This is a genomic window from Achromobacter pestifer (assembly GCF_902859625.1).
GTDB lineage: Bacteria > Pseudomonadota > Gammaproteobacteria > Burkholderiales > Burkholderiaceae_B > Achromobacter > Achromobacter pestifer.
On the sequence record NZ_CADIJX010000003.1, the window covers coordinates 428,744 to 451,697 of the forward strand.

The 22,954-nt window shown below is 64.7% G+C and carries 19 protein-coding genes; 7 read left to right on the top strand and 12 right to left on the bottom strand.

Annotation, left to right across the window (positions count from 1 at the left end; genetic code table 11):
* Positions 1 to 29: 29 nt before the first annotated feature.
* Positions 30 to 1,001 (top strand): Bug family tripartite tricarboxylate transporter substrate binding protein, encoded by a 972-nt coding sequence (locus HV753_RS13615; RefSeq protein ID WP_246288267.1) that lies wholly within the window; start codon positions 30 to 32, stop codon positions 999 to 1,001.
* A 41-nt stretch (positions 1,002 to 1,042) separates the two neighbouring features.
* Entirely contained in the window at positions 1,043 to 2,233 is a 1,191-nt protein-coding gene (locus HV753_RS13620; RefSeq protein ID WP_175175018.1) for a serine hydrolase domain-containing protein, read from the top strand.
* Between the two features lie 10 nt (positions 2,234 to 2,243).
* Here HV753_RS13620 and HV753_RS13625 read toward each other — a convergent pair whose 3' ends face one another.
* The 4 genes from HV753_RS13625 to HV753_RS13640 all read right to left on the bottom strand — a co-directional run bounded on the left by HV753_RS13625 (position 2,244) and on the right by HV753_RS13640 (position 5,674).
* Positions 2,244 to 2,408 (bottom strand): hypothetical protein, encoded by a 165-nt coding sequence (locus HV753_RS13625; RefSeq protein ID WP_175175019.1) that lies wholly within the window; start codon positions 2,406 to 2,408, stop codon positions 2,244 to 2,246.
* Between the two features lie 72 nt (positions 2,409 to 2,480).
* Complete coding sequence (locus HV753_RS13630) at positions 2,481 to 3,437, bottom strand: PDR/VanB family oxidoreductase (RefSeq protein ID WP_175175020.1); 957 nt, start codon at positions 3,435 to 3,437, stop codon at positions 2,481 to 2,483.
* Position 3,438: 1 nt separating this feature from the next.
* A complete protein-coding gene (locus HV753_RS13635) occupies positions 3,439 to 4,506 on the bottom strand; it encodes an aromatic ring-hydroxylating dioxygenase subunit alpha (RefSeq protein WP_175175021.1) in 1,068 nt (355 codons plus the stop codon).
* Between the two features lie 10 nt (positions 4,507 to 4,516).
* A complete protein-coding gene (locus HV753_RS13640) occupies positions 4,517 to 5,674 on the bottom strand; it encodes an ABC transporter substrate-binding protein (RefSeq protein WP_246288268.1) in 1,158 nt (385 codons plus the stop codon).
* Positions 5,675 to 5,780: 106 nt separating this feature from the next.
* Here HV753_RS13640 and HV753_RS13645 point away from each other — a divergent pair, with 106 nt between their 5' ends.
* Positions 5,781 to 6,704 carry a LysR family transcriptional regulator gene (locus HV753_RS13645; RefSeq protein ID WP_175175023.1) on the top strand — a complete coding sequence of 308 codons (924 nt, stop codon included), beginning with the start codon at positions 5,781 to 5,783 and terminating at the stop codon, positions 6,702 to 6,704.
* Here HV753_RS13645 and HV753_RS13650 read toward each other — a convergent pair.
* From HV753_RS13650 to HV753_RS13660, 3 genes are all read right to left on the bottom strand, one after another.
* Positions 6,701 to 8,125: a tetratricopeptide repeat protein gene (locus HV753_RS13650; protein ID WP_175175024.1), complete on the bottom strand. Its 1,425-nt coding sequence runs from the start codon at positions 8,123 to 8,125 to the stop codon at positions 6,701 to 6,703. The two genes, HV753_RS13645 and HV753_RS13650, sit on opposite strands and share 4 nt — an antisense overlap.
* A gap of 129 nt (positions 8,126 to 8,254) precedes the next feature.
* Entirely contained in the window at positions 8,255 to 8,530 is a 276-nt protein-coding gene (locus tag HV753_RS13655) for a PAAR domain-containing protein (protein ID WP_175175025.1), read from the bottom strand.
* Between the two features lie 36 nt (positions 8,531 to 8,566).
* Entirely contained in the window at positions 8,567 to 8,818 is a 252-nt protein-coding gene (locus HV753_RS13660) for a hypothetical protein (protein WP_175175026.1), read from the bottom strand.
* Between the two features lie 175 nt (positions 8,819 to 8,993).
* On the opposite strand from HV753_RS13660, the gene tssA reads away from it, so the two are divergent.
* The gene (tssA, locus tag HV753_RS13665; protein ID WP_175175444.1) at positions 8,994 to 10,112 is read left to right on the top strand and encodes a type VI secretion system protein TssA; all 1,119 of its coding nucleotides are present in this window, start codon (positions 8,994 to 8,996) and stop codon (positions 10,110 to 10,112) included.
* A 58-nt stretch (positions 10,113 to 10,170) separates the two neighbouring features.
* Here tssA and HV753_RS13670 read toward each other — a convergent pair whose 3' ends face one another.
* From HV753_RS13670 to HV753_RS13690, 5 genes are all read right to left on the bottom strand, one after another.
* A complete protein-coding gene (locus tag HV753_RS13670; RefSeq protein ID WP_175175027.1) occupies positions 10,171 to 10,965 on the bottom strand; it encodes an OmpA family protein in 795 nt (264 codons plus the stop codon).
* 2 nt (positions 10,966 to 10,967) lie between these two features.
* Complete coding sequence (tagF, locus tag HV753_RS13675; protein WP_175175028.1) at positions 10,968 to 11,951, bottom strand: type VI secretion system-associated protein TagF; 984 nt, start codon at positions 11,949 to 11,951, stop codon at positions 10,968 to 10,970.
* Complete coding sequence (tssM, locus tag HV753_RS13680; protein WP_175175445.1) at positions 11,948 to 15,649, bottom strand: type VI secretion system membrane subunit TssM; 3,702 nt, start codon at positions 15,647 to 15,649, stop codon at positions 11,948 to 11,950. The genes tagF and tssM overlap by 4 nt, the downstream gene beginning before the upstream one ends.
* A 120-nt stretch (positions 15,650 to 15,769) precedes the next feature.
* Positions 15,770 to 17,182: a hypothetical protein gene (locus HV753_RS13685; RefSeq protein ID WP_175175029.1), complete on the bottom strand. Its 1,413-nt coding sequence runs from the start codon at positions 17,180 to 17,182 to the stop codon at positions 15,770 to 15,772.
* 78 nt (positions 17,183 to 17,260) lie between these two features.
* On the bottom strand, positions 17,261 to 18,112 hold the full coding sequence (locus HV753_RS13690) for a M15 family metallopeptidase (protein WP_175175030.1): 852 nt from the start codon (positions 18,110 to 18,112) through the stop codon (positions 17,261 to 17,263).
* 311 nt (positions 18,113 to 18,423) lie between these two features.
* Between HV753_RS13690 and HV753_RS13695 the strand changes: the two genes are divergently transcribed.
* The 3 genes from HV753_RS13695 to HV753_RS13705 are packed head-to-tail and all read left to right on the top strand — an operon-like array spanning position 18,424 to position 22,953.
* Complete coding sequence (locus HV753_RS13695) at positions 18,424 to 19,188, top strand: hypothetical protein (protein ID WP_175175031.1); 765 nt, start codon at positions 18,424 to 18,426, stop codon at positions 19,186 to 19,188.
* A gap of 26 nt (positions 19,189 to 19,214) precedes the next feature.
* Complete coding sequence (locus tag HV753_RS13700) at positions 19,215 to 22,100, top strand: type VI secretion system Vgr family protein (RefSeq protein ID WP_175175032.1); 2,886 nt, start codon at positions 19,215 to 19,217, stop codon at positions 22,098 to 22,100.
* Positions 22,093 to 22,953: a DUF4123 domain-containing protein gene (locus HV753_RS13705; RefSeq protein WP_175175033.1), complete on the top strand. Its 861-nt coding sequence runs from the start codon at positions 22,093 to 22,095 to the stop codon at positions 22,951 to 22,953. Before HV753_RS13700 ends, HV753_RS13705 begins: the two co-directional genes overlap by 8 nt.
* Position 22,954: the final 1 nt, after the last annotated feature.

Sequence of the window (22,954 nt, forward strand, 5' to 3'; positions counted from 1 at the left end):
CGGCCGTTTGGAACCGCCGCGCGCGCGGTTTGCTGTGTCGTTTGCTGGCGGCGGCCGGGCTTGCCGCGGCCATGGGCGCCCCGGTGTTGGCGCAAGAGCGGTTTCCCGCCAAGCCGGTGTCCGTGGTGGTGCCGGTATCGGCGGGCGGCGCGGCGGATGCGCTGGCGCGTGCCTGGGCCAGCTACGTCTCCAAGGCGATAGGTGGCACCGTCATCGTCGAGAACAAGCCCGGCGCCAACGGCAGCATTGCCGCCGCCTTTGTGGCCAAGCAGCCGGCGGATGGCTATTCGCTACTGTTCGGCAGCACGTCGAACATGTCCTTGAATCCGTTCTCGTACAAGACGCTGGCCTACAACCCGGTGCGCGACTTTGACCCGGTGACGATGATTGCGGGCACGTCGCAAGTGCTGGTGACCAATCCGGCCAGCGGCATCAAGAGCGTCGACGATCTGGTCCGCGTGGCCAAGAGCAAGCCCGGCGTCCTGAACTACGGATCGGCCGGGATGGGCAATTCAACGCACTTGAACGTGGCCTTCCTGGCGCAGCATTTCGGTATTGAGATGTCGCATGTGCCATACAAAGGCGCGGCGCCCGCGATGATGGACCTGGTGGGCGGCCAAATTGATTTGACGGCGGATGCGCTGTCGGGCGCGATTCCGCAAATCAAGACGGGCAAGGCGATTCCGCTGGTGGTGTTTGGCAGCAAGCGTGTGGCCGAGATGCCCGACGTGCCCACGATCTTCGAGGTGGGTGCCACGGAATTTCCCAGCGACGGTTGGTATGGGTTGATGGCGCCCAAGGGCACGCCGGCTGGCGTGCTGGCCCGGCTGACCGAGGCCACGAAACAATTCTGGGCCGACCCTGAGGCGCGGGCGCAGATGGCGCAGATCTACATGCTGCCGCCCGCCGAGTTCGGTGGGCAGGCCGTGGCGCAAGCCATGACGCGCGAGGCCGCGACGTGGGGGCCCATCATCCAGCGTCTGGGCATCCGGAACGATTGATCCCTTCTTCTGCGCGGCATGCTCCGCATCGAGCCTTTCCCATGACCGACCTGTCTTCCCTGCCGATCTCCCCGGCCATTGCCCAGCCCGCGGTTCACCTGCCGCGCAGCGAGGATTTCTTGCTGTGGCCGCCGTGCCTGCAATCCTATGGCTACCGCATCGTGGATCAGCTCTTCGCGACGCGCACGGTGGCGCGCGGCGCCAACGTGCGGGAATTGCCGCGTGGCCCGGCGTTGCGCGTGCAGTATCTGTCCGATGGCGTGAACCGCGAATTGCCCGAGTTCATGGACCGCAACAACGTGGCGGGATTGCTGGTGATGCGCCAGGGGCAGGTAGTGCTGGAGCGTTACGGTTTGGGGCTGCAACCGCATGACCGCTGGTCCACGATGTCCACCATCAAATCGATCACGGCATTGTTGGTGGGGGCGGCGCTGCAAGACGGCGCCATTCGCAGCATTGATGATCCCGTCACGCACTATCTGCCCGCGATGCAGGGCTGCGCCTACGAGCAGGTGACGGTGCGCCATTTGATGACGATGTCCTCGGGCATGGAATGGACCGAGGACTACACGGACAAGCTGTCGGACGTGAACCGCTACAGCAAGTCGCTGGCGGACAAGGTGCCGGGTGGCGTCCTGGCGCTGCTGCGCGCTTGCCGGCGGCTGCATGCTCCGGGCACCGTGTGGCACTACAACACCGGCGACACCTATCTGCTGGGCGCGCTGATATCGGCGGCCACCGGCAGCACGTTGGCGGACTATCTGTCACGCAAGATCTGGCAGCCGTACGGCATGGAGTTCGATGCGTTCTACACGCTGGAATCCGAGAACGGCCAAGAAATCGGCGGCAGCCGGGCGGGGATGACGCTGCGGGATCTGGGGCGGCTGGCACAGTTTGTTTTGGATGATGGCGTGATCGATGGCCAGCGGGTCTTGCCCGAAGGCTGGATCGATCAGGCAAGTTCCGTGGCGCACGGGGTGCCTGAATCGTTCCATTCCGCCAGCCGCCAGGCGCTCGGGTTGACGGCGTATGGCTATAGCTGGTGGTTGCGCGAAGACGGCGCGATGATGGCCATGGGCCATTCGGGTCAGCGCATCTATATCGACCGCCAGCGTGCACTCGCGGTCGTGCAATTGGCCGCGTATCCCGAGCCACGCTATGTCAGCGCGAATGAACCTGACCGTGATGCGGAATTGAACGGTTTGATCGCGGCGATTCGAGACGCGGCCTAAGCAGGTTTTCCTAGCGTCCCGTATCCGGGTAGTTTGGCCCGGCGTCGTGGAAGCCGCCGCTGCTGTAGGGGTTGGTCGCGCCAGGGTGGGGCGGGCCGCCATTGCCGGGCGCACAGCCGCTAAGCAGTAGGGCGGTTGCCAGCAGGGTGATCAGGTGCATCAGCGGGGATTTCATGGGGGTCTCCTGCGGCTGCCGCTCGGCAGGCGCGTGGCGTGCAGCGTATACGGAAGATTACAGGGCGGCGTCCTAGATATCCAGTTCCAGTGTGCCGCAACCGCGAGAGACGCAAACCATCATGCTGCGGTTGCTGGCGCGTTCTTCGTCGCTCAGCACATAGTCGCGGTGGTCTACCTGGCCGGATAGCACGCCTGCTTCGCAGCTGCGGCACAGTCCTTCACGGCAGGCGTGCGGCCACGCGATGCCCGCTGCTTCCAGGACTTCAAGCACCGATTTTTCCTCTGGGACGTCATAGCGTCCGCCGCTTCTGGCCAGCACCAAGGTAAAGCCCGCATCGGTCTGCCCTGCTTTCGCCGTAGCGGGGGGCGCGGAGAAGCGTTCAACATGTAGATGCGCGGCAGGCAGGTGACGGCGTTCGCATGCCGACGCCACGGCATCCATCAAGGGGGCGGGACCGCAGCAATAGACATGCGAGGCCGGTTGCAAGGTTTCTGCCAGATGCGTGTCCAGATCACAGCGCGTACCGCCTTGTTCGTCGTCGAAATGCAGGCGGACGCGGTTTCCGTAGGGGGAAAGCTCATGGAGGTAGGCGGCATGGCCGCGGCTGCGCGCGCAATACAGCAGATGCCACGTCTCCTGCCGTTGTTCGCAGGCCAGGATCATGCCGAGGATAGGCGTGATGCCGATGCCGCCCGCAATAAAGCAATGCGAAGCCGCTTCCGCGTGCAGGCCAAAAAGCTGGCGCGGGTCGCCAACGTTCAGCAGATCGCCTTCGCGCAGCATGTCGTGGACGTGGCGGGATCCTCCGCGGGACTCAGCGGCCAGGCCGATGCCCAGCCGGTACACGTCGCGCTTGGCCGGGTCGCCACACAATGAATACTGGCGGATCAGGCCGTTGCCCAGTTCCACGTCGACATGGGCGCCCGCCGCGTAGGCGGGCAAGTCGGCGCCGTCAGGGCTGCGCAACAGCACACCCCGTACCCCTTCCGCCTCGCGGATGATCCGGCTGATGATCAGCGGCCGCATGTCAGGCGACTTCCCGGGAGGGGGTGATCGGAATGATGGCGGATGTTTGCTGCTGCTCTTCCTCTAGTCGGCGGGACACGACCCATCGGAACTGCGACAGCGCGGCGTCGATGGACAGCGGCACCATCTTGAAATCCGGTGCCAGCGACAAGGACCGTTGTTGCGCCGTGATGATGTCGCGGTCTTCGTCGAAGGCGGCGACCACGCTTTGGTGGATGGATGCCGTGACTTCGGGCCGGTCGATCGCAAAATTGTGCGGATGCGCGAAGAAATAATGGGTCGATGTCTCGGTTTCCGGCGTCAAGGCCTGGCAGCCCCGGAATTCGGCGGCATCCACACGCTGGCCGTCCTGTGCGCCGGTGCCGGTGGGCGCCATGCCGGAATCCATCAGCAAGATGCCGGGGAGGGTGAAGTTGTAGATGTTCCAGCGGTCCACGCGGCCCGGCCATTGCTTGACCTTGGTGGCAAAGGCGGGGGCTGCCGTGTCGATGGTCCAACGTGTGATGCGCACGCCGTCGGCCAGCCGTTCCACCTTTGGGGACACCGCGGCGTAGTCCTCGCTGCCGCCAAGCGTCGTGGGGTGCACAAACGGAAGATGCGAGAAGTCCAGCAGGTTGTCGGCAATCAGCAGATAGTTGACGTCGTAGTGGATATAACCGTCCTGGCTACGCCAGTCGGGATGATCCAGCCATTGCGTGTCGGGGATCAGCGCCGTGTCGGCGCGTTCCGGGTCGCCCATCCAGATCCAGATCCAGCGGTGGCGTTCCACCACGGGGAATTTCCGCACGCGAGCCTGCGGAGGGATGCGAGGTTGCGCGGGCGCTTCCACACAGGCGCCCGTCGCGTCGAATTTCAAGCCGTGATACAGACAGCGCACGCAGTCGCCTTCGCGCCGACCGACCGACAGCGGTGCTCCGCGATGGCAGCACCGGTCTTCCAGCGCCACCAACTGGCCGTTGCTGTCGCGATACATCAATATGGGGGTTCCGATGATGGTGCGCGAGAACAGGCCGTCCCCGCTGACTTCCTTGTCCCAGGCGGCCACATACCAGGTGTTTTTGATGAACATGGATCTGCTCCTATTGCACGTAGTGCCACGCACCGTTCTTGATCTGGACCATGACGGCGGCACGCGCGTCATAGCCGACGTGATCGGTGGGCGACATGGTGGATATTCCCTGCGACGTCACAACATCGCTTGTGCCTTCCAGCGCATCGCGCACGGCTGATCTGAAATCAGCGGTGCCGGGCTTGTTGGCGTTCAATGCGGACTTCAATGCGTGTTGCAGCACGATGCTGGCATCCCAGGCATTGGCGGCGAACACCGACATGGAATCCTTGCCGTAGGCGCTTTCGTAGCGCTGTGTCAGGTCAGTGGCGACGGTGCGGATCGGATTGGCTGCATCCAGCTGGCTGGCGACCACCACGGGGCCGACGGCAAACAGCGCGCCTTCGGCATCCTTGCCGGCGATGCGCAGGAACTCGCGGTTGGCGATGCCATAGGTTTGATAGATGCCGCTACGGTAGCCGCGTTCGCGCAGCGATTTCTGAGGCAGCGCGCCCGGCGTTCCGGACGCCGCCACCAGCACGGCATCGGGGCGAGCGCCCAGCAGCTTCAGTGTTTGGGCCGTGACGCTGGTATCGGTCTTCACGTAGCGTTCGGTTGCCACCAGCTTGATGCCGGCCTGTTCTGCCTGCTTGCTGATTTCGGCCAGCCAGCTATCCCCATAGGCATCCGCAAAACCGATAAAGCCCAGCGTCTTGACGCCTTGCTTCTGCATGTGGGCAAGGGTGGCGGCCACCATCAGGTTCTCATTCTGGATGACCTTGAACACCCAACGCCGTTGGGAGTCCATGGGCTCAACGATCTTGACGCTGGCGGCCAGGCTTAGCAACGGCACCTGTTTTTCCAGCGCGATGGGCACCAGTGCCAACGTTGAGGGCGTGACCGATGTGCCCAGAATCACGTCCACGTTGTGTTCGTCGACCAGGCGGCGAAAGGCGCGGGCGGCTTGCGTCGTGTCGGAGGCGTCATCCAGGATGATGTAGCGGATGGCCTGGCCGGCCAGTTCGCGCGGCAGCAGGTCGATGGCGTTCTTGGCGGGTACGCCCAGCGATGCGGCGGGCCCGGTCAGCGACAGCACGACGCCGATGTTGATGTCGGCGATGGCGGGGCTACAGGAAAGCAGGGCGCAGGAAAGCAGCGCCCCGGGAATGAGGCGTATGGGGGATTTCAAGATTTGTCTCCTAGTCGGAACGCCGATCTGCGCGGCGCTTGACAGCAAGATAGGCAGACGCGGAATATGCGTCAATGTCATGGGTCTAATACTGGGAATGCACGTCATGCATAACGAGAAGTTCGACCTGAATTTGCTTGCCGTATTCGACAGCCTGCTGCGCGAACGCAGCGTGACCCGCGCGGGCGAACAACTGGGCTTGTCACAAAGCGCGATGAGCCACGCAGTGAACCGGTTGCGATCGTTCTTTGATGACCCGCTATTCGTGAAGACGGGGCAGGGCATGCTGCCGACGCCAAAATCCGAGAGCCTGGCGCCAGCGATTCTGGACCTGATGGCGACGATACGTGCGCAGGTGCTGTCCCAGGCTCAGTTCGACCCTGCGGTGGCGCGGCGCGCGTTCACGTTGTGCATGACGGACATGGGTGAACTGGTGTTCTTGCCGCCCCTGATCAAGCGGCTGCGCAAGCTGGCGCCCCATTGCACATTGCGGTCCCGGCAGGTGCCGGTGCCCCAGATTGAACCCTTGCTGGCATCTGGCGAAGTGGATCTGGTCTTGGGGTCGTTGCGGGCCGCGCCGTCTGGGCTGTTTCAGCAGCAGCTGTTCATGCACAAGTTCGTCACGCTGGTCAGCGTGAAGAACGCAGAGGTGGGCGACGCCTTGACGCTGGATCAATTCCAGCGCATGCCGCAGATCGTGGTGACATTGGCGGGGCGATCGTCCGAGGCCTATGACAGCGCAATCGAAGAGCAAGGAATCAAGCGCAACATCTATTTGTCGACGCCGCATTTCCTCGTGGTGCCTTTGCTGATCGACCAGCACCCAGACCTGATCGCGACCGTGCCGCAAGAGCTGGGCAATGTGTTTGCCGGTTACGGCTCGGTTCGCGTGCTTGAACCGCCGATGCCGCTACCGTCATTTGCGTTGCGGCAGCATTGGCATCCGCGGTTTCATCAAGATCCCGCCATTGTGTGGTTGCGGGAGTTGGTGAAGGAAACCTTCGATGCGTATCCCGTGATTCCCGACTAGCTGGCCTGGGTGCGATCGCCAGGCGCTCTGCCAGTGATCGTTTTACGCTTGGTCCACGGCTTGTCGCAGCGTTGCCGATAAGCGTTCACTGCGTCGGAACTTGCCGGCTGGAAGTACGGATGCGGATACTCCGCCTGGCGCATCGCATCGTGCAGGCGCCGGCCCCACACGCATTGGGCTTGGGCTTCGTCCCACAGGCGCACGGCTTGTTCCGGCTGACCATTGCGCCACAGCGTCAGGCCGTAGTCCGCCACGATTTCTTCGTTGCGCGGGATGTCGCGGTAGGACTCGTGCATCAGGCGCAAGCCTTCCGTGGTGTCGCCTTGCAAGGCCAGAATCCAGCCCAGGGTGCCCTGGTTGTACGGATTGGGCCCGGTGTTGCGGATGGACAGACGCGCCTGCGCCTGGGCGTCAGGCAGAAAGCTGGGAAAGTCCGCCAGGTAATAGGCAATCTCGTTGGCCAGATCGGGTTCGGTTCCGGCCGGCGCATGCCCGCGGCGGGCTTGGCGCTGTTGCAGTGTTTGGGAATCGGCCAGGGCCAGTTGCGGCATTTCCAGCAGGCGTTCCAGGTTCATGCGGTCTTGCAGCAGCTCTGTGTCTGTGCGCGTGAGCGATTCCGGAAAGCGCCACTGGCGGGCACGCAGCAGCCAGTGCCGGGCTTGATCTTGCTGGCCGGCCAGCAGTAGCAGGTGGGCCAGGTCCAGTTGCTGGCGCGGCGTGTCGGCGCACTGCATGGCGTTGATCAATGACTCCGCGCCGGCCGGGTCGTTCTGGCTGAACTTGCGGTTGATGGCGTCCAGCTCGGCGAAACACGCCCGGTTGTAAATGAGCGGTGCGTCGATTGACAGGGAAAGCGACGCTGCCGGCACGTCATGACTGAAATAGGCCGTGGCGCCTTGGCGCGTGGTGTAGCCCAGGTCCACCCATTGTTCGCCCCAGCGCTGGCGCATGGTCATGATGTAGGGCCAGGCGGGAAGGGGCCCGTTGTCGCCGCTGGAATTCAGCTGGAAAAAGTGGCCCCAGGCGCCGTCGCCAATACGGCGGATCAGCGTGAAGTCCTTTGCGGCGTGCGGCAATTGAGTCCAGACCCAGGCGGTTCGGCCCTGTGCATCGGTGACGCCATGCAGGATGCCGTCCTGGCTGGGGGTGTTCTGAATGCTGTCGTCCTTGCCGGTCACGAACAGCCGGTACGGCGTGTTGGGCGCCGGTGCGATGCTGTCGCCGTCCGTCGGCAGGACAAGCGTCAGGCTGCGGCCATGCTTGCCGACCCCGAACTGCGGCATGCCGGCGGGGGGCGATGAGGCGTGAACGGCCGATTTGTGGGGCGCGGGAGTTTCGGCGGCCTGAACGGCGGGCAGCAGCAGCCATAGGGCGGCGGCGAACACGAGCGGGGTGATCGGAGTGTGCTGCGAAGACGTCATAGGGACTGCTTGGGATGCCACGATGAAGAACGTGGCCGGATTGTGCCCGACAACGCACGCCGGGGCGAATCCGGGTGGACGGCATCTGGCGTCATGCGCCAGCCGGGGGAACGCTGACGGTGGGGCGGTTCAGCCGCCGCCGTGCTCCAGCCGGTAGAACTGCTGACTGGCGATCAGCGTGGCGCCGCAGGACGTCTTCATGCCTTCCAGCGCGGTGCGCCGATCGGAGCTGACGCCAGGCGAGCCTTCGACGATGACATGCTGGCCCGCGCATTTCGGGCACGTCACGCGGTCACCCAACCGAGCCATGGGTTGTCCGAAGATCATCACCGTGTCGTCGCCTGTGGCGACCACCCCGCCGTGCGAGGTACGGTCGCCCTTGCGTATCACCGATCGTTGCGCCATGGCTGTGGAGGGCTCCAGGAGAGTGGTAAAGAGTGCTTACAGATATGCGCCGTCCGGCGCCATTCTGGCAGTGCCGATCACGAAGCTGCCGTCGGGGGCCATGCGAACGGGGCCATCTCCACCCAGGTAGCGGCCATTGGGAGCGCGCTGCGGCGTTCCGGCAACATAGGTGCCGTCGGGGGCGCGCGTGATGGGGCCGCCGTCACCGACGTAAGTGCCATCTGGGCAGCGGCGCGGTGTGCCAATGATGAAGTGACCGTCAGGCATTTGGTGGAAGGACTTGGTCATCGCAGTTCCTTGCTGTCGGGAACAGGAATGATATCGAGGGTGCGTGATGCGCTTTGTAATAGGACGTGTCATCTTAGAACGTAAGCGCGTTACAGATATGGGATGATCGGACCTCTTTCGGGCGGTCTGACTCGCAAGCGGGACGGCCGTGAATCAGCCATTCAACAAGACCAATATGAGCAATATCGACCCATTGCTGGAACCCATTGCGGGCGATGCGCCTTGCGGCACCGACATGGTGTTCTCGGCCGAGTTCGACGCCATCCGTGAAGCCCGCCGCCACGACGATCCGCATCTGGATCAAGGCGATTGGATCATCGACATCAAAGAGGCCGATTGGCCAAAGGTGATCGGCATCTGCACCGAAGTGCTGCGGGATCGCAGCAAGGACGTGCGCGTGGCGGCTTGGCTGGCCGAGGCCTGGGCCAAGACGCGCGGTTTTGCGGGTTTGCGTGACGGCTTTCTGCTGGTGGACGGCCTGTGCCGGCGCTATTGGGACGGCCTGCATCCCGTGCCCGAGGAAGGCGATGTGCAGCAGCGCGTGGGCAATCTGGCCTGGCTGCTGTCGCGCTCCCAGCAATTGATCCGTGAATTGCCGTTGACGCAATCCGAAGGCGGTCGCTTTGGCGCGGCGCTTTGGGACAGTGCGGCGCAACTGGCCAACGCGGTCAAGCGCACGCCACAGCATGCCGCGGACCTGACGCGCGGCAAGGTCACCATGGACCAGTTCGATGCTGCGCGCCGAGACACGCCGCCGGCCTTCTATTCCGAACTGGAAGCCAATCTGCAAAGTTGCTTTGCGGCGGTCGACGTGCTGGAGGCGACGCTGAACGAACGCCTGGGTGATGAGGGCCCCGCATTTTCGCCCGTGCGCGATGCGCTCAGGGATGTCACGGCGTTGACGCATCGCTTTGCGCGCGAGGCCGGGCTGCTGGTGCGTGCCGACCTGGCGCCTCTTGTACCGGCCACGCCTGATGCGGGGACCTTGCCCGCCGCTACCCGACTGGAGCCCTCCTTGTCCGCCGACACGCCCTCCGCATCCGCCACGCCTGCCGGGCCCGCCCGTGGGCCGCTGCAAACCCGTGATCAGGCCTTGGCGCAGTTGCGTGAAGTGGCCGAATTCTTCCGCCGCACCGAACCTCATAGCCCGGTGGCCTATCTGGCCGACAAGGCTGCCAGCTGGGGTGAGATGTCGCTGCACCTGTGGCTGCGCACCGTCGTCAAGAACGGCGATGCCTTGTCGGGGCTGGAAGAGCTGCTGGGCGTACCCAAACCGCCTGATGGCAATAGCTGAGGGCGGTTAAAGGCAGGCGACCCGCTTGGCTGGCGGGGACGCCTGCGGTCGCGCCGCGCTAGCGGCTTGCCCGGAATTCGATGCGACGGTTCTTGGCGCGGCCTTCCGCCGTGGCGTTGGTCGCCACCGGTTGGTCGGGCCCCGCGCCCAGGGTTTCAAAACGGGCGGGTGGCAAGCCCTTGTCCACCAGATAGGCCCTGACGGCATCCGCGCGCGCCTGGCTTAGCGCCAGGTTGGTGCTGCGGCTGCCGGAACTGTCCGTATGGCCGATGATCTGCACTTTTTCGCTATGCAGCTTTGGGACGACATCAGCCACCAGGTCCAGCAACTCGCGTCCACGCGGCGTCAGCGTGGTGCTTCCGGTCTCGAATTCCACGACTCGATTGGTCAGCAGCTTGTCCAGCTGGCCCTGCTCGTCCTTGCTGGCCGACACGCGCAGGCCGTTGACAATCTTGTAGGTGGGATTCAGTGACGTCGCGAACGCGCTGGCGATCTGCTGTCGCGATGCCTCGTTCTGCACCTCGCCGCGCAAGCGGATCTGTGTGCCGTCGATTTCCAGCTGGCCGCGGTTGATCTGCTTCAACGGTGGGCCGATCAGCTTGCCGACGTGCTCCGACCAGTTGGGTGGCGCTACGACGCCGCCGACATCGATCTGGTCAATCACATTGCCCACGCCGTAGACCTGTTGCAGCCGCGCCAGTACATCGGCTTTGGTGGCTTCGTCTGGCACGGAGCCGCTGGCGACGACTTGGCCCGGTTGCGGGACGACGTTGGCCGGAACGACCGTTGCGCCGTCCTGGGCCGCCGCAACGCATGAAAACAGCGTTGCAATGAGAAGGAGAGAGACGCGCATGGTCAGGCTCCGGTGAAAACTTCGCGGAAGGTGTCCAGCGCCGTGCGCAAGGACAGCCGCGGTTGATCCAGATAGCTGGAGAGCTTGGCCAGGCCATGGCTGGCTGACACGTGGTTGCGCACCCAAGGCGCGTTTTCCAGCACGATGTGTTGTTCGGCGAACGCTTGTGGGGTGGAGAGCAGGCTGGCCAGCGTTTGTGGCGATGCGCCGCGAAAGCCGGCCACCAGCCGATGTTTGCCCGCGATGCGGCCGATGAAAATCGTGATCTCGAAATCCGCGCGGGACAAGAACGGCGAGATCAACGTCATCCAGTACGCGGCCACCAGGTTCATGTAGAGCGGGTCGTCCGGCAGCGGCAGGGCCAGTCCTTTGTCCAACTGCGAGGATCCGCTGGACATGACGGGTTCCAGCAGGATGCCCAGCGCCAGGACAATGTCGTGCACGCTGGCGGCATGGCCGTTGCTACGCAGCATGGCTTGCAGGCGTTCAAGGGTCTGCAAGTCCACGAAGGCGTCGAAGCCGTCATCGGCCGCCGTGCGGATTTCACCTTCCAGTTCGTTCAGCTGCTGCAAGGCCGCGCTGGGGTCGGCGTCGCTCATCAGCAGATTGGCCGCACCGCTCATGCGGTTCCACATCCTGCTGAAAGCGATGGGGCTGCGCGCAATGAATTCCAGCGGCCGTTGCACTTCAAGGGACGTGGCCGACAGGAAGGGAAAGCGCCGCCCTGACTGGTCCTGGCTGGGCTGTATATGGCCCGCGATGGCCAGCTTGCCGCGCGAGCCCAGGATGGCGAATGGGGTGGGCGCGGTGTCGTCGTAAAGCGCCTTCCAATGCGGTTCCTGCGCCAGGATCTCCATGGTATTGGCGACCCAGGCGTCCAGCGTAGCCATCAGCTGGGGGTGCGAGGTGTTCTTCACGAAATCGCCGCGCGAGGGAATCTTGCCGAAGTAGGCCGTTCGGAACAGGGGGGACTGCACGTTGCTCATTGCGGCGCTCCGGGTCGCGGCTGGGCGGCGGGTTCAGGGGAGGTACCCACCACGGAAGAGGGCAGGCGCAAGTTGCGCAAGCCCTGGCTGCCGGGCTCGCTGCCACCGGCACCGGGTGCCTGGGCATTGCTGATGATGCGCAGCTTGACGGGCACGGTCACGTTGGACTTGCCCCAGCTCATGTTGAAACTGCCGTCCGGGTTGGACGTGCGTTGGGCGGTGGAGATCAGGCGTTCCAGGCCGAAGCGGCCGGGCTCGTTGACGATCTCGACCACGCTGCCGTCGAACGTCGTGGCGGTGATGCGGGCACCGGGAGCGCCTTGTGCGTTAGGCCATACGAAATTGACCCATTGCGGCGGCGTATTGCGGTAGCGCAGCTGCTGGCCGTCGATCTCGATGGTGTACTCGGTGACGCCGCCCGCCGGCTTCGGTTGGATCTGGAACAGCGTCTGCGGCTGGCTGGCGGCGCCGCCGCCTGCCGCGCCGCCCGACAAGGGCGCGACCCATTGCGCGAAATTGGCCGTGAAGGTCGGTTGCAGGCTGACGCCCATGTCGCCCCAGGTGCGCGCGGTGAGGATATCGCCGCGTCGCACGGTCAGCGGCCCCAGCGTGTCATTGACGTACTTGGCGATGCTGCCTTGCGGCCCGAACACTTGGCCGATCTCATCGCTGCTGGCTTCCACGCTGGCGCGGCCGGCGAAGGGATACTTTTCAGCCAGCGTCAGGTTGAAGGGCTGATAGACCTGCGCATTCCAGACCTTGTTCAGTTCCGACTCGGCGGGTTGCATCGTGACGGAATAGGCTTGAATCAGCGGGCGCACCAAGAGCGGGCGCAGCGTTTCGCGTTGCGTCGCGCTCATGCCTGCCAACATCTGTTCGTCCACCAGCTTCAAGGCGTCCGCCAGTTCCGAGTCCTTGCCTTCCAGCGTCTGCCGCATCAGCGTCAACGCGCCAGGCCCAGGATCGCCCTGGTTGTTCAGCAGGTTGAAGCGCGTGCGGATCTTGGAAAGGGCTCCCATGTAGTTGCCCAGCAGCGATTGGTTTTCCCGCGTGACCACCAGCCGCGCCACGTCCGAGAACTCACGGCCGATGGGGCCCATGGGTAGCGCTTCGCCATTCGCGGCGGTGGCGGTGGGGGCGGGCGGCGTCTGGCGCAGGATCACGCGCTTGAACCAGCCGACCACGCCGCTTTGGGCCTGTTGCAGCCCGGCGTTGATCAACGAGGGGTTGTCCCAGGAGGTCTGCTCGTAGGTCGTGTTGATGAGCTTGGCGATGGGGGAGGTCTGCGGATCGCCCAGGCGGTTCATGGCGGTCACGGACTGATCGAAACTGGTGAACGGCTTGATCGTCACGCCGCGCAGGAACTTCTGCCATTCCTCGGCGTATTCCGTCTTGTACATCGTCGCCAGGCTCTTCTGGATCTGCTCGGGACTGCCTTCCAGGGTCAGGTCGTCACGGGCGTTCACGCCCAGCACCCAATCGCTGGTCTGGACTTCCTTCTTGGCGGCTTCGCCGATCGCCGGCTGGATGTATTGTTCCCACGCCTCTCGCGTGAACGTGCCCGGGATGGCATAGCTGCCCGCCACCACGCCGGCGTCGTTCTCGCCGACGATGCGCGCCACCGTCATGGTCTGGAAGCGCGTTGCCGCGCGCGCCTTCAAGGTGGCGTAGGCGCGTTCGCGCGCCGGCATGCCCTGCATCACCGAACGCAGGCTGCCCCGCGTTTTTTCCACCAGGGCCAGATTGGTCTCGATCTGAGGCCATCCCGCATCCGGTGCGCGGCTGACATAGAACGAGATCAGGCGCTCAGCGCTACGGATCAGTTGGTCGCGCGGCATGGCGCCGCGATTGGTTTCCAGCCAGCCGCGCCAGAAGCGCGTGATCTGGTCGGACAGGTGCGTGGGGTCCACGTGCTGATGATTGGCCATCATCAGATACGTCTTCAGCGCGTTGTAGGCGTCGTCCGCATTGGTGGGAGATGCATCCTGGAACAGCGTGTCGCCGCCCGAGTTGTGCGCGGCGCGCGCGGCCTGCGGCGCCGGTTGCGGGGTGCCACCGGCGGCAGCCGCCGCGGCCGAGGTGTCCACCTTCGCCAGGAAGTCCTCCAGGCTGGCCTTCACCGGCGTCAGCATGAATTGACGGGCGCCGTTGTAGTACTCGGCGAGCAGGCGTTGCTTCAGCACGTCTCCCTGATACAGGCCGAGCCCCAACGACCAGGGCCGGCTGGAGGAATAGCGGTCCAGCTGTTCGATGCGGTCCTGAAGGATCTCCATGGCTTCCAGCCGGCTTTGCAGGTCGGTGCGCTCGCTTTGCAGCCGCACCACTTTGTCCATGTCCGCCTGCACGTTCTGCGCCAACTGCCGATTGCCAAGGTAAGACCAGCTCCAGCCCCCCAGCACCAGGCCCAGCGCCAGCACCAGGCCGAAGAAAGTCAGGTAGCGCATGCGCGTCTTGGCCGGACTGGCGTGCTGGCGTACCAACTTCTTATCAGCGAAGATGACGCTGGAAAACAGATCACGCAGGAAGAAGCCGTTGTGCGAGGACACATTGCGCGGCTGCGCGCGTTGCGCGGGGTGCAGGTCAAAACGTTCGGCCAGGCGCTCGGTGGATGTGCTTTGCGCCACGCCTTCCTGCAAGGCGCTGGTGAAGTAGAAACCGCGGAATACTGGCTTGTACTGGAACGGGTTGGTCTCGAACAGCGTGGAAAGAAAGGTGCGCAGCGCAGGCTTGATCCCGGCGAATTCCAGGGGGAACGTCAACAGTCCCGGCGGCAATTCGCGATTGTTGCGCAGGGAGATCTGCGCAGTGCCCATCTCCTTCAGTCCTTCGTACAGCTCGTCAAAGCGCTCGTCAAACAGCGCCAGCACGTCGCGGTTCTCTTCCGCCCCATAAGGCAAGGTCGCACCCCAAACGCGGTCGCGCTCGCGTTGGTCGTAGTCCGAGAAGAATTCGCTGAAGCCCGATATCAGGTCGGCCTTGGTGAAGATGATGTAGACGGGCGCGTACACCTCCAGCCGATCCGTCAGTTCCTGCACGCGCTGGCGCAGATTCTTGGCCAGGTTGATGGCGAACTCAGGGCCCGAACCCGTCAGTTCTTCGATGCTGGCGGCGACGATGATGCCGTTGATGGGCGCTTTGGGGCGATGGCGCTTGAGCAGGTCCAGAAACCCCATCCATTCGTTGCGGTCTTCTTCGTGCACCGAATAGCGTCCCGCCGTGTCCAGCAGGATGCCTTCGGTGGTGAAGAACCAATCGCAGTTGCGCGTGCCGCCCACGCCGCGCACCGCCGCGCCATTCTTGTCAGCAAACGGGAATTGCAGACCGGAATTGATCACCGCGCTGCTCTTGCCCGCCGCCGGGTTGCCGATCACGATGTACCAGGGCAATTCATACAGGGCTTCATTGCCCGATACCTGGCCAATCTTCGATGTCTTGATCGTGCGCACGGCTTGCGTCAGCCGCGTGCGCAGGGCGTCCACTTCGCTGCGATTGGCGGCCGCGCCGGTCTGTACCTGCTGCTCCAGCATGTCGCCCAGTTTCTTGTTGGCATGCCGCGTGCGCCGCCGGCGCCACAGATGCACGCACAACCAGAGGAACAGGAAAATACCCAGCGCGATGGCCGCCCAGGTCAGCCCTATTTCCACGGTGTCTGCGAACAGGAACAGGAAGACCACCAAGGCAAGCAGGCCGATCACCATGAAGGTGCGAGGGCTGGCCAGCAAGCGCGACGACCAATGCCGGCCTTCGCTTAGCGCGCTGGAAATACCGGAGAAAAAACCTGAAGGGCTACGCATGAGTTTTGACTATTTTTTTGTGGGTCAGGCGGAGAGGGAAGGGGCGCGAGAGACAAGGGTGAGCGTGCGTTGGGCGGGGTCTTGGGTCAAGACGGCCAGCACGGGGGAATCTGATTGCGTGCAGGCCTCGCTCGCGACGGCAAGAGTCAGCAGGTGGGACGCGGCGCCGGTGTAGCCGCAAGCGGCTCCCACCGCCAGGCAATCCTGATTCGGGTCCAGCGCGGGAAAAAGGGCACTGGCCAGCCCGACGGCCTCCAGCGGACGGCTGCCGCGATGGTCGGCATCGCTGACCAGCGCGCCGATTGCATCGGCCGGTTGGGCGTGGCCTTCCAGGAACTGCGTGGCCATCGCGGTCAGCATGGGTTCCATGACGGCGCCACGCGCATCGGCGCGGGTGGCCCGTTGTGCCGTGGGGGACAACGTCAACACCAGCGCGTCGGCAGGCGGCGCCAAGTCCGTCGCGGGAGGCGGCATGCCGGGGGCCGGGGTCATGGCCATGGCCAGGTCCAGCAAGAGTCCCGCCGCCGCTTCGCCGGGGATGCGGCCCTGCGGCGTGGCATTGCCGGCCAGCGTGCCTTGGGCCTCCCAGTCCTGCACTTGACTGGCATCGATATAGGAGTCGGCCGCAGCCACCAGACGCATCGTGGCGATCGCGGGCGTCAAGGGCTCCTGCGCCAACTGGCGCAGCAGGCTGTCGCTGGCCAAGGCGTCCTGCGCGGCATGGATGCGAACGGTGGTGCGGGTGGATGGCCAGACCGTTGCGGCGCGGGCTTGTTCGACGGCATGGTCGCACGCCGCCTCGGGCCAGTCCGCGGGCAGCATCAATTCCAGTTGCAGAAGCGGCCACGCATCGTCGCGCTGGGGCGTGCCGCCGTCCAGCACGTGTGCGCGGGCGGCTTGCGACAGGGACTGAATCACTTCGCTTAGCAAGGTGGTGGCGCGCATGCGGTCCTCGGCCTGCGCAGCCTGCGGCGCATTCGCCTGGACAGCGGCATCACGCAGCATCTCGGTGTCCAGATGCGCGGCCCGTGCGCTGAAAATGGGAAAGCCCTTGGCATTCTTCAAGAACGTGTCCAGGTCGGGGCGCTGCTGTTCGGTCACTGCGGCATGGATGGCTTGCGGGTCGTTGCCTGGCGCGGCGCGTGCCGCGCTGGCCAGCACGATCAGCCGTGGCGTTATCGGTGCGGCGGGAGCCGCATCGGCATCGCCAGCCGCAGCGGGGCCTGCGGGGGCCGCGCGCGCTTCGCGCCGTGCCCGGACCACGCGCGCGCCTGCCCAGCCTGCCGCGATCAGCGCCAGCGGCAGGGCGAAGAGGTACAGGCCGATGTCCGTGCCGGTGGGCAGCGTGTGCGATTCCTGCCACCAGATAATGACGGCCAGCCAGACGACGCCGAAGACAAGGGCCAACAGCAAGCCGGTTTTAAGCACGCGAGTCATGAGGCCCCAGGGAAATGGCGGTTGTCGTGGCGCGCTTGGGCGATGTTCCTTTCATACTGACTGCACGGCGTGACGGCATCATTGCGCGGTCCCCGCGTCGCGTCGCATCACGCCGGGGCGGCGCAACTCGGTATGGCCGAAGTCCATCAACTTCCAGCGTCCGCCCCACGTCAGGCCAACGCGCTCGGCCGTCTCGCCAAATAGCTCGTAGCCGCGCATGGCCCACGGGTCTTTCTCCGACACGACGACCTTGCCGTCGCGCAGGAACGCACTGTCCGCGGCCAGACCATACTGGTGATAGCTCTGGTAGGCGCCTGCGTTGGTGACGTGCGATCCCTTGCCGGCCAGTTCGGTTTGCCGCTCGGGGCTGCGATAGCCCTCGATCAGCACCATTTCATAGCCGTGCTCTTCACGCATGACTCGGTACGCGGCCAACAGGCGCTGACGATAGTCGGCGTCCAGAAGATTCCAATCGCGGCTGGCGCCACCCAGGTTCGGGCGTACCAATTCAACCTCGCGCGTGGTGAATATTTCAGGCGGCAAAGGGGGCGGAGGCACCAGTCGCTCGCCCGTCAATAACGCCTGAATTCTAGGGTCCGGACCCGCCGTTCGATCCTCGTAAAAAAATGTGTGATTGTGTCGCATGACGAAAGCGAAAAGTGACGGAAGCAACACCACGAGAAGCACCGCCGCGATCTGCCAGCGATAGGCCGAGAACGTGTCGCCGGCCTTTCCAAAGCCCATTCGCATGCCCTGCGCGGACCCGCCCACGACCCCTGCGGCCTGACCTGCGCGACGGGCCACCATTCGGCGAACGCCGAGCGCCAACGCGCGTAAGCCGCGTGCGGTTCCCATGCGGAAAGAGGGGAAGACCAGCAACGCGGACACGCCTATCGCAAGCAGAAAATACAGGGGCAGCAGAAGTAGCAAAGGTATCCCTCGATCACGAAGGCGTAATCTTTTGTTCTATTTGGGATTGAGGCAAGCGCTTGGGCGTTGCAAACAGCGTCTGTGCCTTAGAAATCGTAACAAGAAGCGGTGCTCCAAACAGCAAGCTCGGGTATTCTCGATCACCTTGGTTACGGGGGATCCACAGGTCCTTCGCCGACACGGGACCTCGCATGGCAGAAGACGAAAAAAGATCGAGCACACCGACCTCTATTCCAAGTTTGCTGGCTGGGCGCGCTTCTTCCGCAGAGGCGCGCGAATCGTCGCGCATACTTGCCGCACTGGAAGGCCGCGTGCCGGAAGCAGAGGTCAAGCATCTGGCACCGAAACGCCGTTCCAAAGCCCCTTTGCTGGCGTTGCTGCTGTTGCTGGGTATCGCGGGAGCAGGATTTTGGGCGGTGTTCGACACGCCCGCGCGGCCCAACGTGGTGGCCAATGCGGATGGGGTCATGTCTGAACCCCCTAGGCCGACCAAGGACGCCAACCTGCCCGTTGCAGCGATGGCGCAAGCGCCCGCGCCCGAACTACCTGCATCCACCGCGGCAACGATCGTGGAAGATCATCCACTCGCGCAGTTGGCGCGCGCGCCCGATCTGGATGCGCGTGAGCCCGAACCCTCCAACCCCTTGTCCGCGCTGGCGGTCACTGCCGCCGCACCCAAGCCCGCTGCCGTGACCGCCTCGAATGCGCCGGCAGCCGCCACCGCCAAGGCGCCGGGGCCCACCGTGCAACGCGCAGATCGCGCACGTGAGGCTGCCGCAGCGCCGAAGGCCGCGCCAACGCGCGCCAAGCAGAGTCCGCGCAGCGATAGTGATGCCGCGCTGTTGGCTGCGTTGATGTCCTACGGCTTGCCGCCGGCGTCTCCACCGGGTACCAAGGTTTACAAGACAGACGGCATTTTCATCCGCGAATTGCCGGGCTCGCCGTTGTCGGCGCGGCTGGCGGAATGCCGCAAGCTGGGCTTTCTGGAAAGTGAGCAATGCCGCCTGCGCGTGTGCGCGGGCCACTGGGGCACCGCCGCGGAATGCCCCAATGCCCAAGCGCACATTGAGCCTTGAGCGCCCTTGATAAAGGTTTTCCCGTAATGGATTCGACCACGACGCCTGGCCTGTTCAGTTCCGACGCCCGCCTTTACCGGCTGGAGGGCGAAGGGGCGCTTGCAGCGTTGCAGGTTGAAGGCTGGGTCGCGCGTGAAGCGCTGTCCGGCATGGCGCAGTTACGCATCGTGGTGTTGGCAGATAATGCCGGGCTGGCGTTGCAGGACATGATTTCGCGGCCAGTGACGCTTTGGACGACGCGAGCGGATGGCAGTGAAGCCGGCCGCAGCGGTGTGATTCGTCAGGCCGAATTGCTTTCGGGCGACGCGGGCCTTGCACGCTACCGGCTGACCGTCGTGCCGTGGTTATGGCTTGCCACGCAGCAACGCGCCAGCCGCGTGTTTGAATCCAAGCCCGTGCTGGACATCGTGAAGCATGTGCTTGATGGCTATGAAGGCTACGCCACGCGCATCGCGCCCGACGTGGAAGCGGCGCTGGCGGATCTGACGCCGCATGCCTATGTCACGCAGTATCGGGAAACCGACTATGAATTCGTCTCCCGCCTGCTGGCCGAGGCGGGGCTGGGGTGGACGGTGGTAGAGGCCGCTGACGTGCCCGCGAAGCATGCGGTGCTGATCTTCACGGATAGCCGCAGCCTGGACGAGGATGCGGAATCCGCAGGCGGTGGGATACGCTTTCATCGCGCAGGCGCCACTGAGACGCGCGATACCGTGCAGGCCATCGCGCGCTGTCGCCGCCGCGTACCTGATCGAATCACGGTGCTGGGCTGGCACCCCAGCAGCAAGCGCGCCGTCGCCGCCGAGGCGCTGGTCAACCCCGCCAATGGCGAGGACGACGCCGCGGGCCTGGAATGGTATGAACCGTTGGGACACGGCGGTGTCGCCGACGAAGCCCAGGCCAAACGCCAAGCGACCTTGGCGATGGAAGCCGTGCGCGCGCGCGCTGAGTCATTCATTGGCCAAGGCGGCGTGCGCACCTTCCGGTCAGGCACGCGCTTCACGCTGCAAGACATGTCATCACTGGGGCCCGCCAACGAGAACGGCTTTGAACCCACCTTTGTGCTGGACCGGGTTGAGCACACGGGCATCAACAACCTCCCGCCCGAGACCCGCGCGTCGCTTTCGCAGCGGCTGGGCGGGCTGGATGCGCATCTGGTGTTGGACGACGACGCCTTGACGGCTCCGGGCGCAGGCCAGCAAGACACCCCGATGTTGTCCGCTGACGCCGCCGTGTTGTCCAAGGCGCGCGAGGTGGGCTATGCGAATCGTTTCGAGGCCGTGCGTTGTGATCGCCCGTGGCGGCCCGAGTTGCCACAAGGGCGCGGTGCGCGGCTGGCGGGAGCGCCTTCGGTGCACGGCGTGCATACGGCCGTGGTGACCGATGCGGAAGGCGCGACGCAGGCCAACGGCCAGGACGAGATACTGCGCAATCAGCGCGGCGATGTGCGCATTCGCTTCCACTGGCAAGCCGAGGGCAGGGATGGCGAAGCCAAGAGCCGCTGGGTTCGCGTGGCGCAGCGCCAGTCGGGCGCGGGCATGGGCATGAGCTTCGTGCCTCGCATCGGTCAGGAGGTGCTGGTGCGCTTCCTGGACGACGACGTGGACCAGCCGGTGGTGGTCGGTGCGCTGTACAACGGACGCGGCGAAGGCGGCACGCCCGCCACTCCGGGCGGACGCCAGGGCGGCCAATCCGACACTCAGGTCTATGGCGCCGCGCGCGACGGCATGCCCAGCGCCCAGGCCAATCTGGCCGCCGGCAATGCGCCGGCCTGGCACGGCGCGGGCGGTGGCGACGAAAACCATCGGAATGCCGCCGCGCTGACCGGCTTCAAGAGCAAGGAATTCGGCGGCGCGGGCTACAACCAGATTGTCTTTGACGACACGGACGGTCAGCTGCGCACGCAGATCAAGAGCAGTCAGGAAACCAGTGAATTGAACCTGGGCCATTTGATCCATCAAGCGGGCAACTATCGTGGCGGCCTGCGCGGCCTGGGCGCGGAACTGCGCACCGACGGCTATGGCGCGGTGCGCGGCGGGGCAGGGGTGCTGCTCAGCACCTATACGACGGCCGGCGCCAATGTGAGTGCCGCGGGCGATGCAGCGGGTGTGCAGGCGCTGGCCAGTCAGGCGGACCAGTTGGCGCGGTCCCTGGACAGCGTGGTCGGCGCGCACCAAGGGTTGCGCCTGGCGACGGCGATGGGAACCACGGGGCCGGAGGCCAGCGTGCTGGACGCCGGTAAAGCGCCCTTGGCCGCCATGCACCGCGTGGTCTCCGGCACCGTTGCTGGCGACAGCCTGGACGGCGCGCGTGGCGATGCCTCAGCCAAGCATACCCAGGCGGCCGACGGTAAAGTGCCGCATCTTTCCGACCCGGTCGTCCTGATGGCGGCGCGCGCGGGACTGGCGCAGATTGCGGGGCAGCACATGCACTACACAGCAGGCGAAGCGGTGCACTGGTCGTCCGGCAAGGACCAGAACCTGGCCGTGCTGGGGGCCTTGCGCGTGCACACCGGCCAGGGCCTGGGCATCGTCGCGGGCTTGCAGCAGGGCGGAGAAGACTCAGGCCTGGATCTGATATCCGCCACGGGCAATGTGGATGTGCAGGCGCAGCACGATATCTTGCGCGTGCAGGCGCAGAAGGATGTGACCGTGGGCAGCGCGCAGACGGCGGTGGAGGTTGCCGCGCCCAAGCGCATCCGCATCGCGAACGCGGCGGGCGCCAGCATCGTGATCGAAGGCGGCAACATTATCGTCACCGCGCCTGGGCGCATCGATGTGAAGACCGCGGATAAGCGGTTCGCCGGGCCGGATCAATTGCCCTATCCCTTTCCGCAGTTCCCCGAAAGCGTCTGCGTCAGTTGTGCGGTAGAGGCGGCAGCGGGCGGACAGGCGATGACGGTGAAGAATGCTTGAGGACCGCGATACCTGGATCGATCCCGCCGGCCCGGAAGTCGCCAAGGCGCTTTATGACGAGACGTGGACACGTCCCGACGACCTGGAGCATTACGTCCTGCTTGATGCCGGCTTCTCGCCCCAACTGCCCCAGCGGCTGGCACGCTGGCTGGATGCGGAAGATTACTGCTCGCTTTACGCCGGCCGCTATGAAGGTGATGGGTTGGATCAAGTGGCCCCGTATCTGTTGCGGCTGCCGTGGGTACCCGCTCTGCGCAAGCCCTTGTGCGACAAGCTGTTCCGGTTGACGCAAGGCAAGCCGATGCTGTCTTTGTTGCAGAGTGCGGCGTCGCTGGATCAATTGGCGGACCACCTGCGTGCACAACTTGAAGCCGTCAATGCTGAAGGAAAGGGGTATCTGCTGCGTCTGGCGGATACCCGGTCGTTCGCGGCGCTGATGGAGGTGCTTGCGCCGATGCAACGCCAACGCTTGTTGGCAGGTATTCACTGGTGGTCGTATGTGGAACGGTCTGGCGCCCTGCGTCGCATTGAAGGAAGCCCCCATTTCAACCCTGACGCGGACACACAGCCTTATCTCATCGCTGCGGACCAGCAACGTCATTTGAAACGGCTGGCGTTGCCCGACGCCATATTGCGTTTCGTGCAGTTGCGCGGGCCGCTACTGGGCGTGCTTGGCGGTACGCCCGCGGCCGCGCATCAGATCATCCAGGAAGGCTTGGCGCGCTTGGCGCGTCGCGGACTGGACAACGAAGCGCTGGCTTACCGGCATGCGCTGACATTGCTGCGCCGCCAGGGGATGTTGGTTTCTGCGCGTCATCTTCAGGCGTCTTCCGCCTCCGGAATGGAATCGTAAT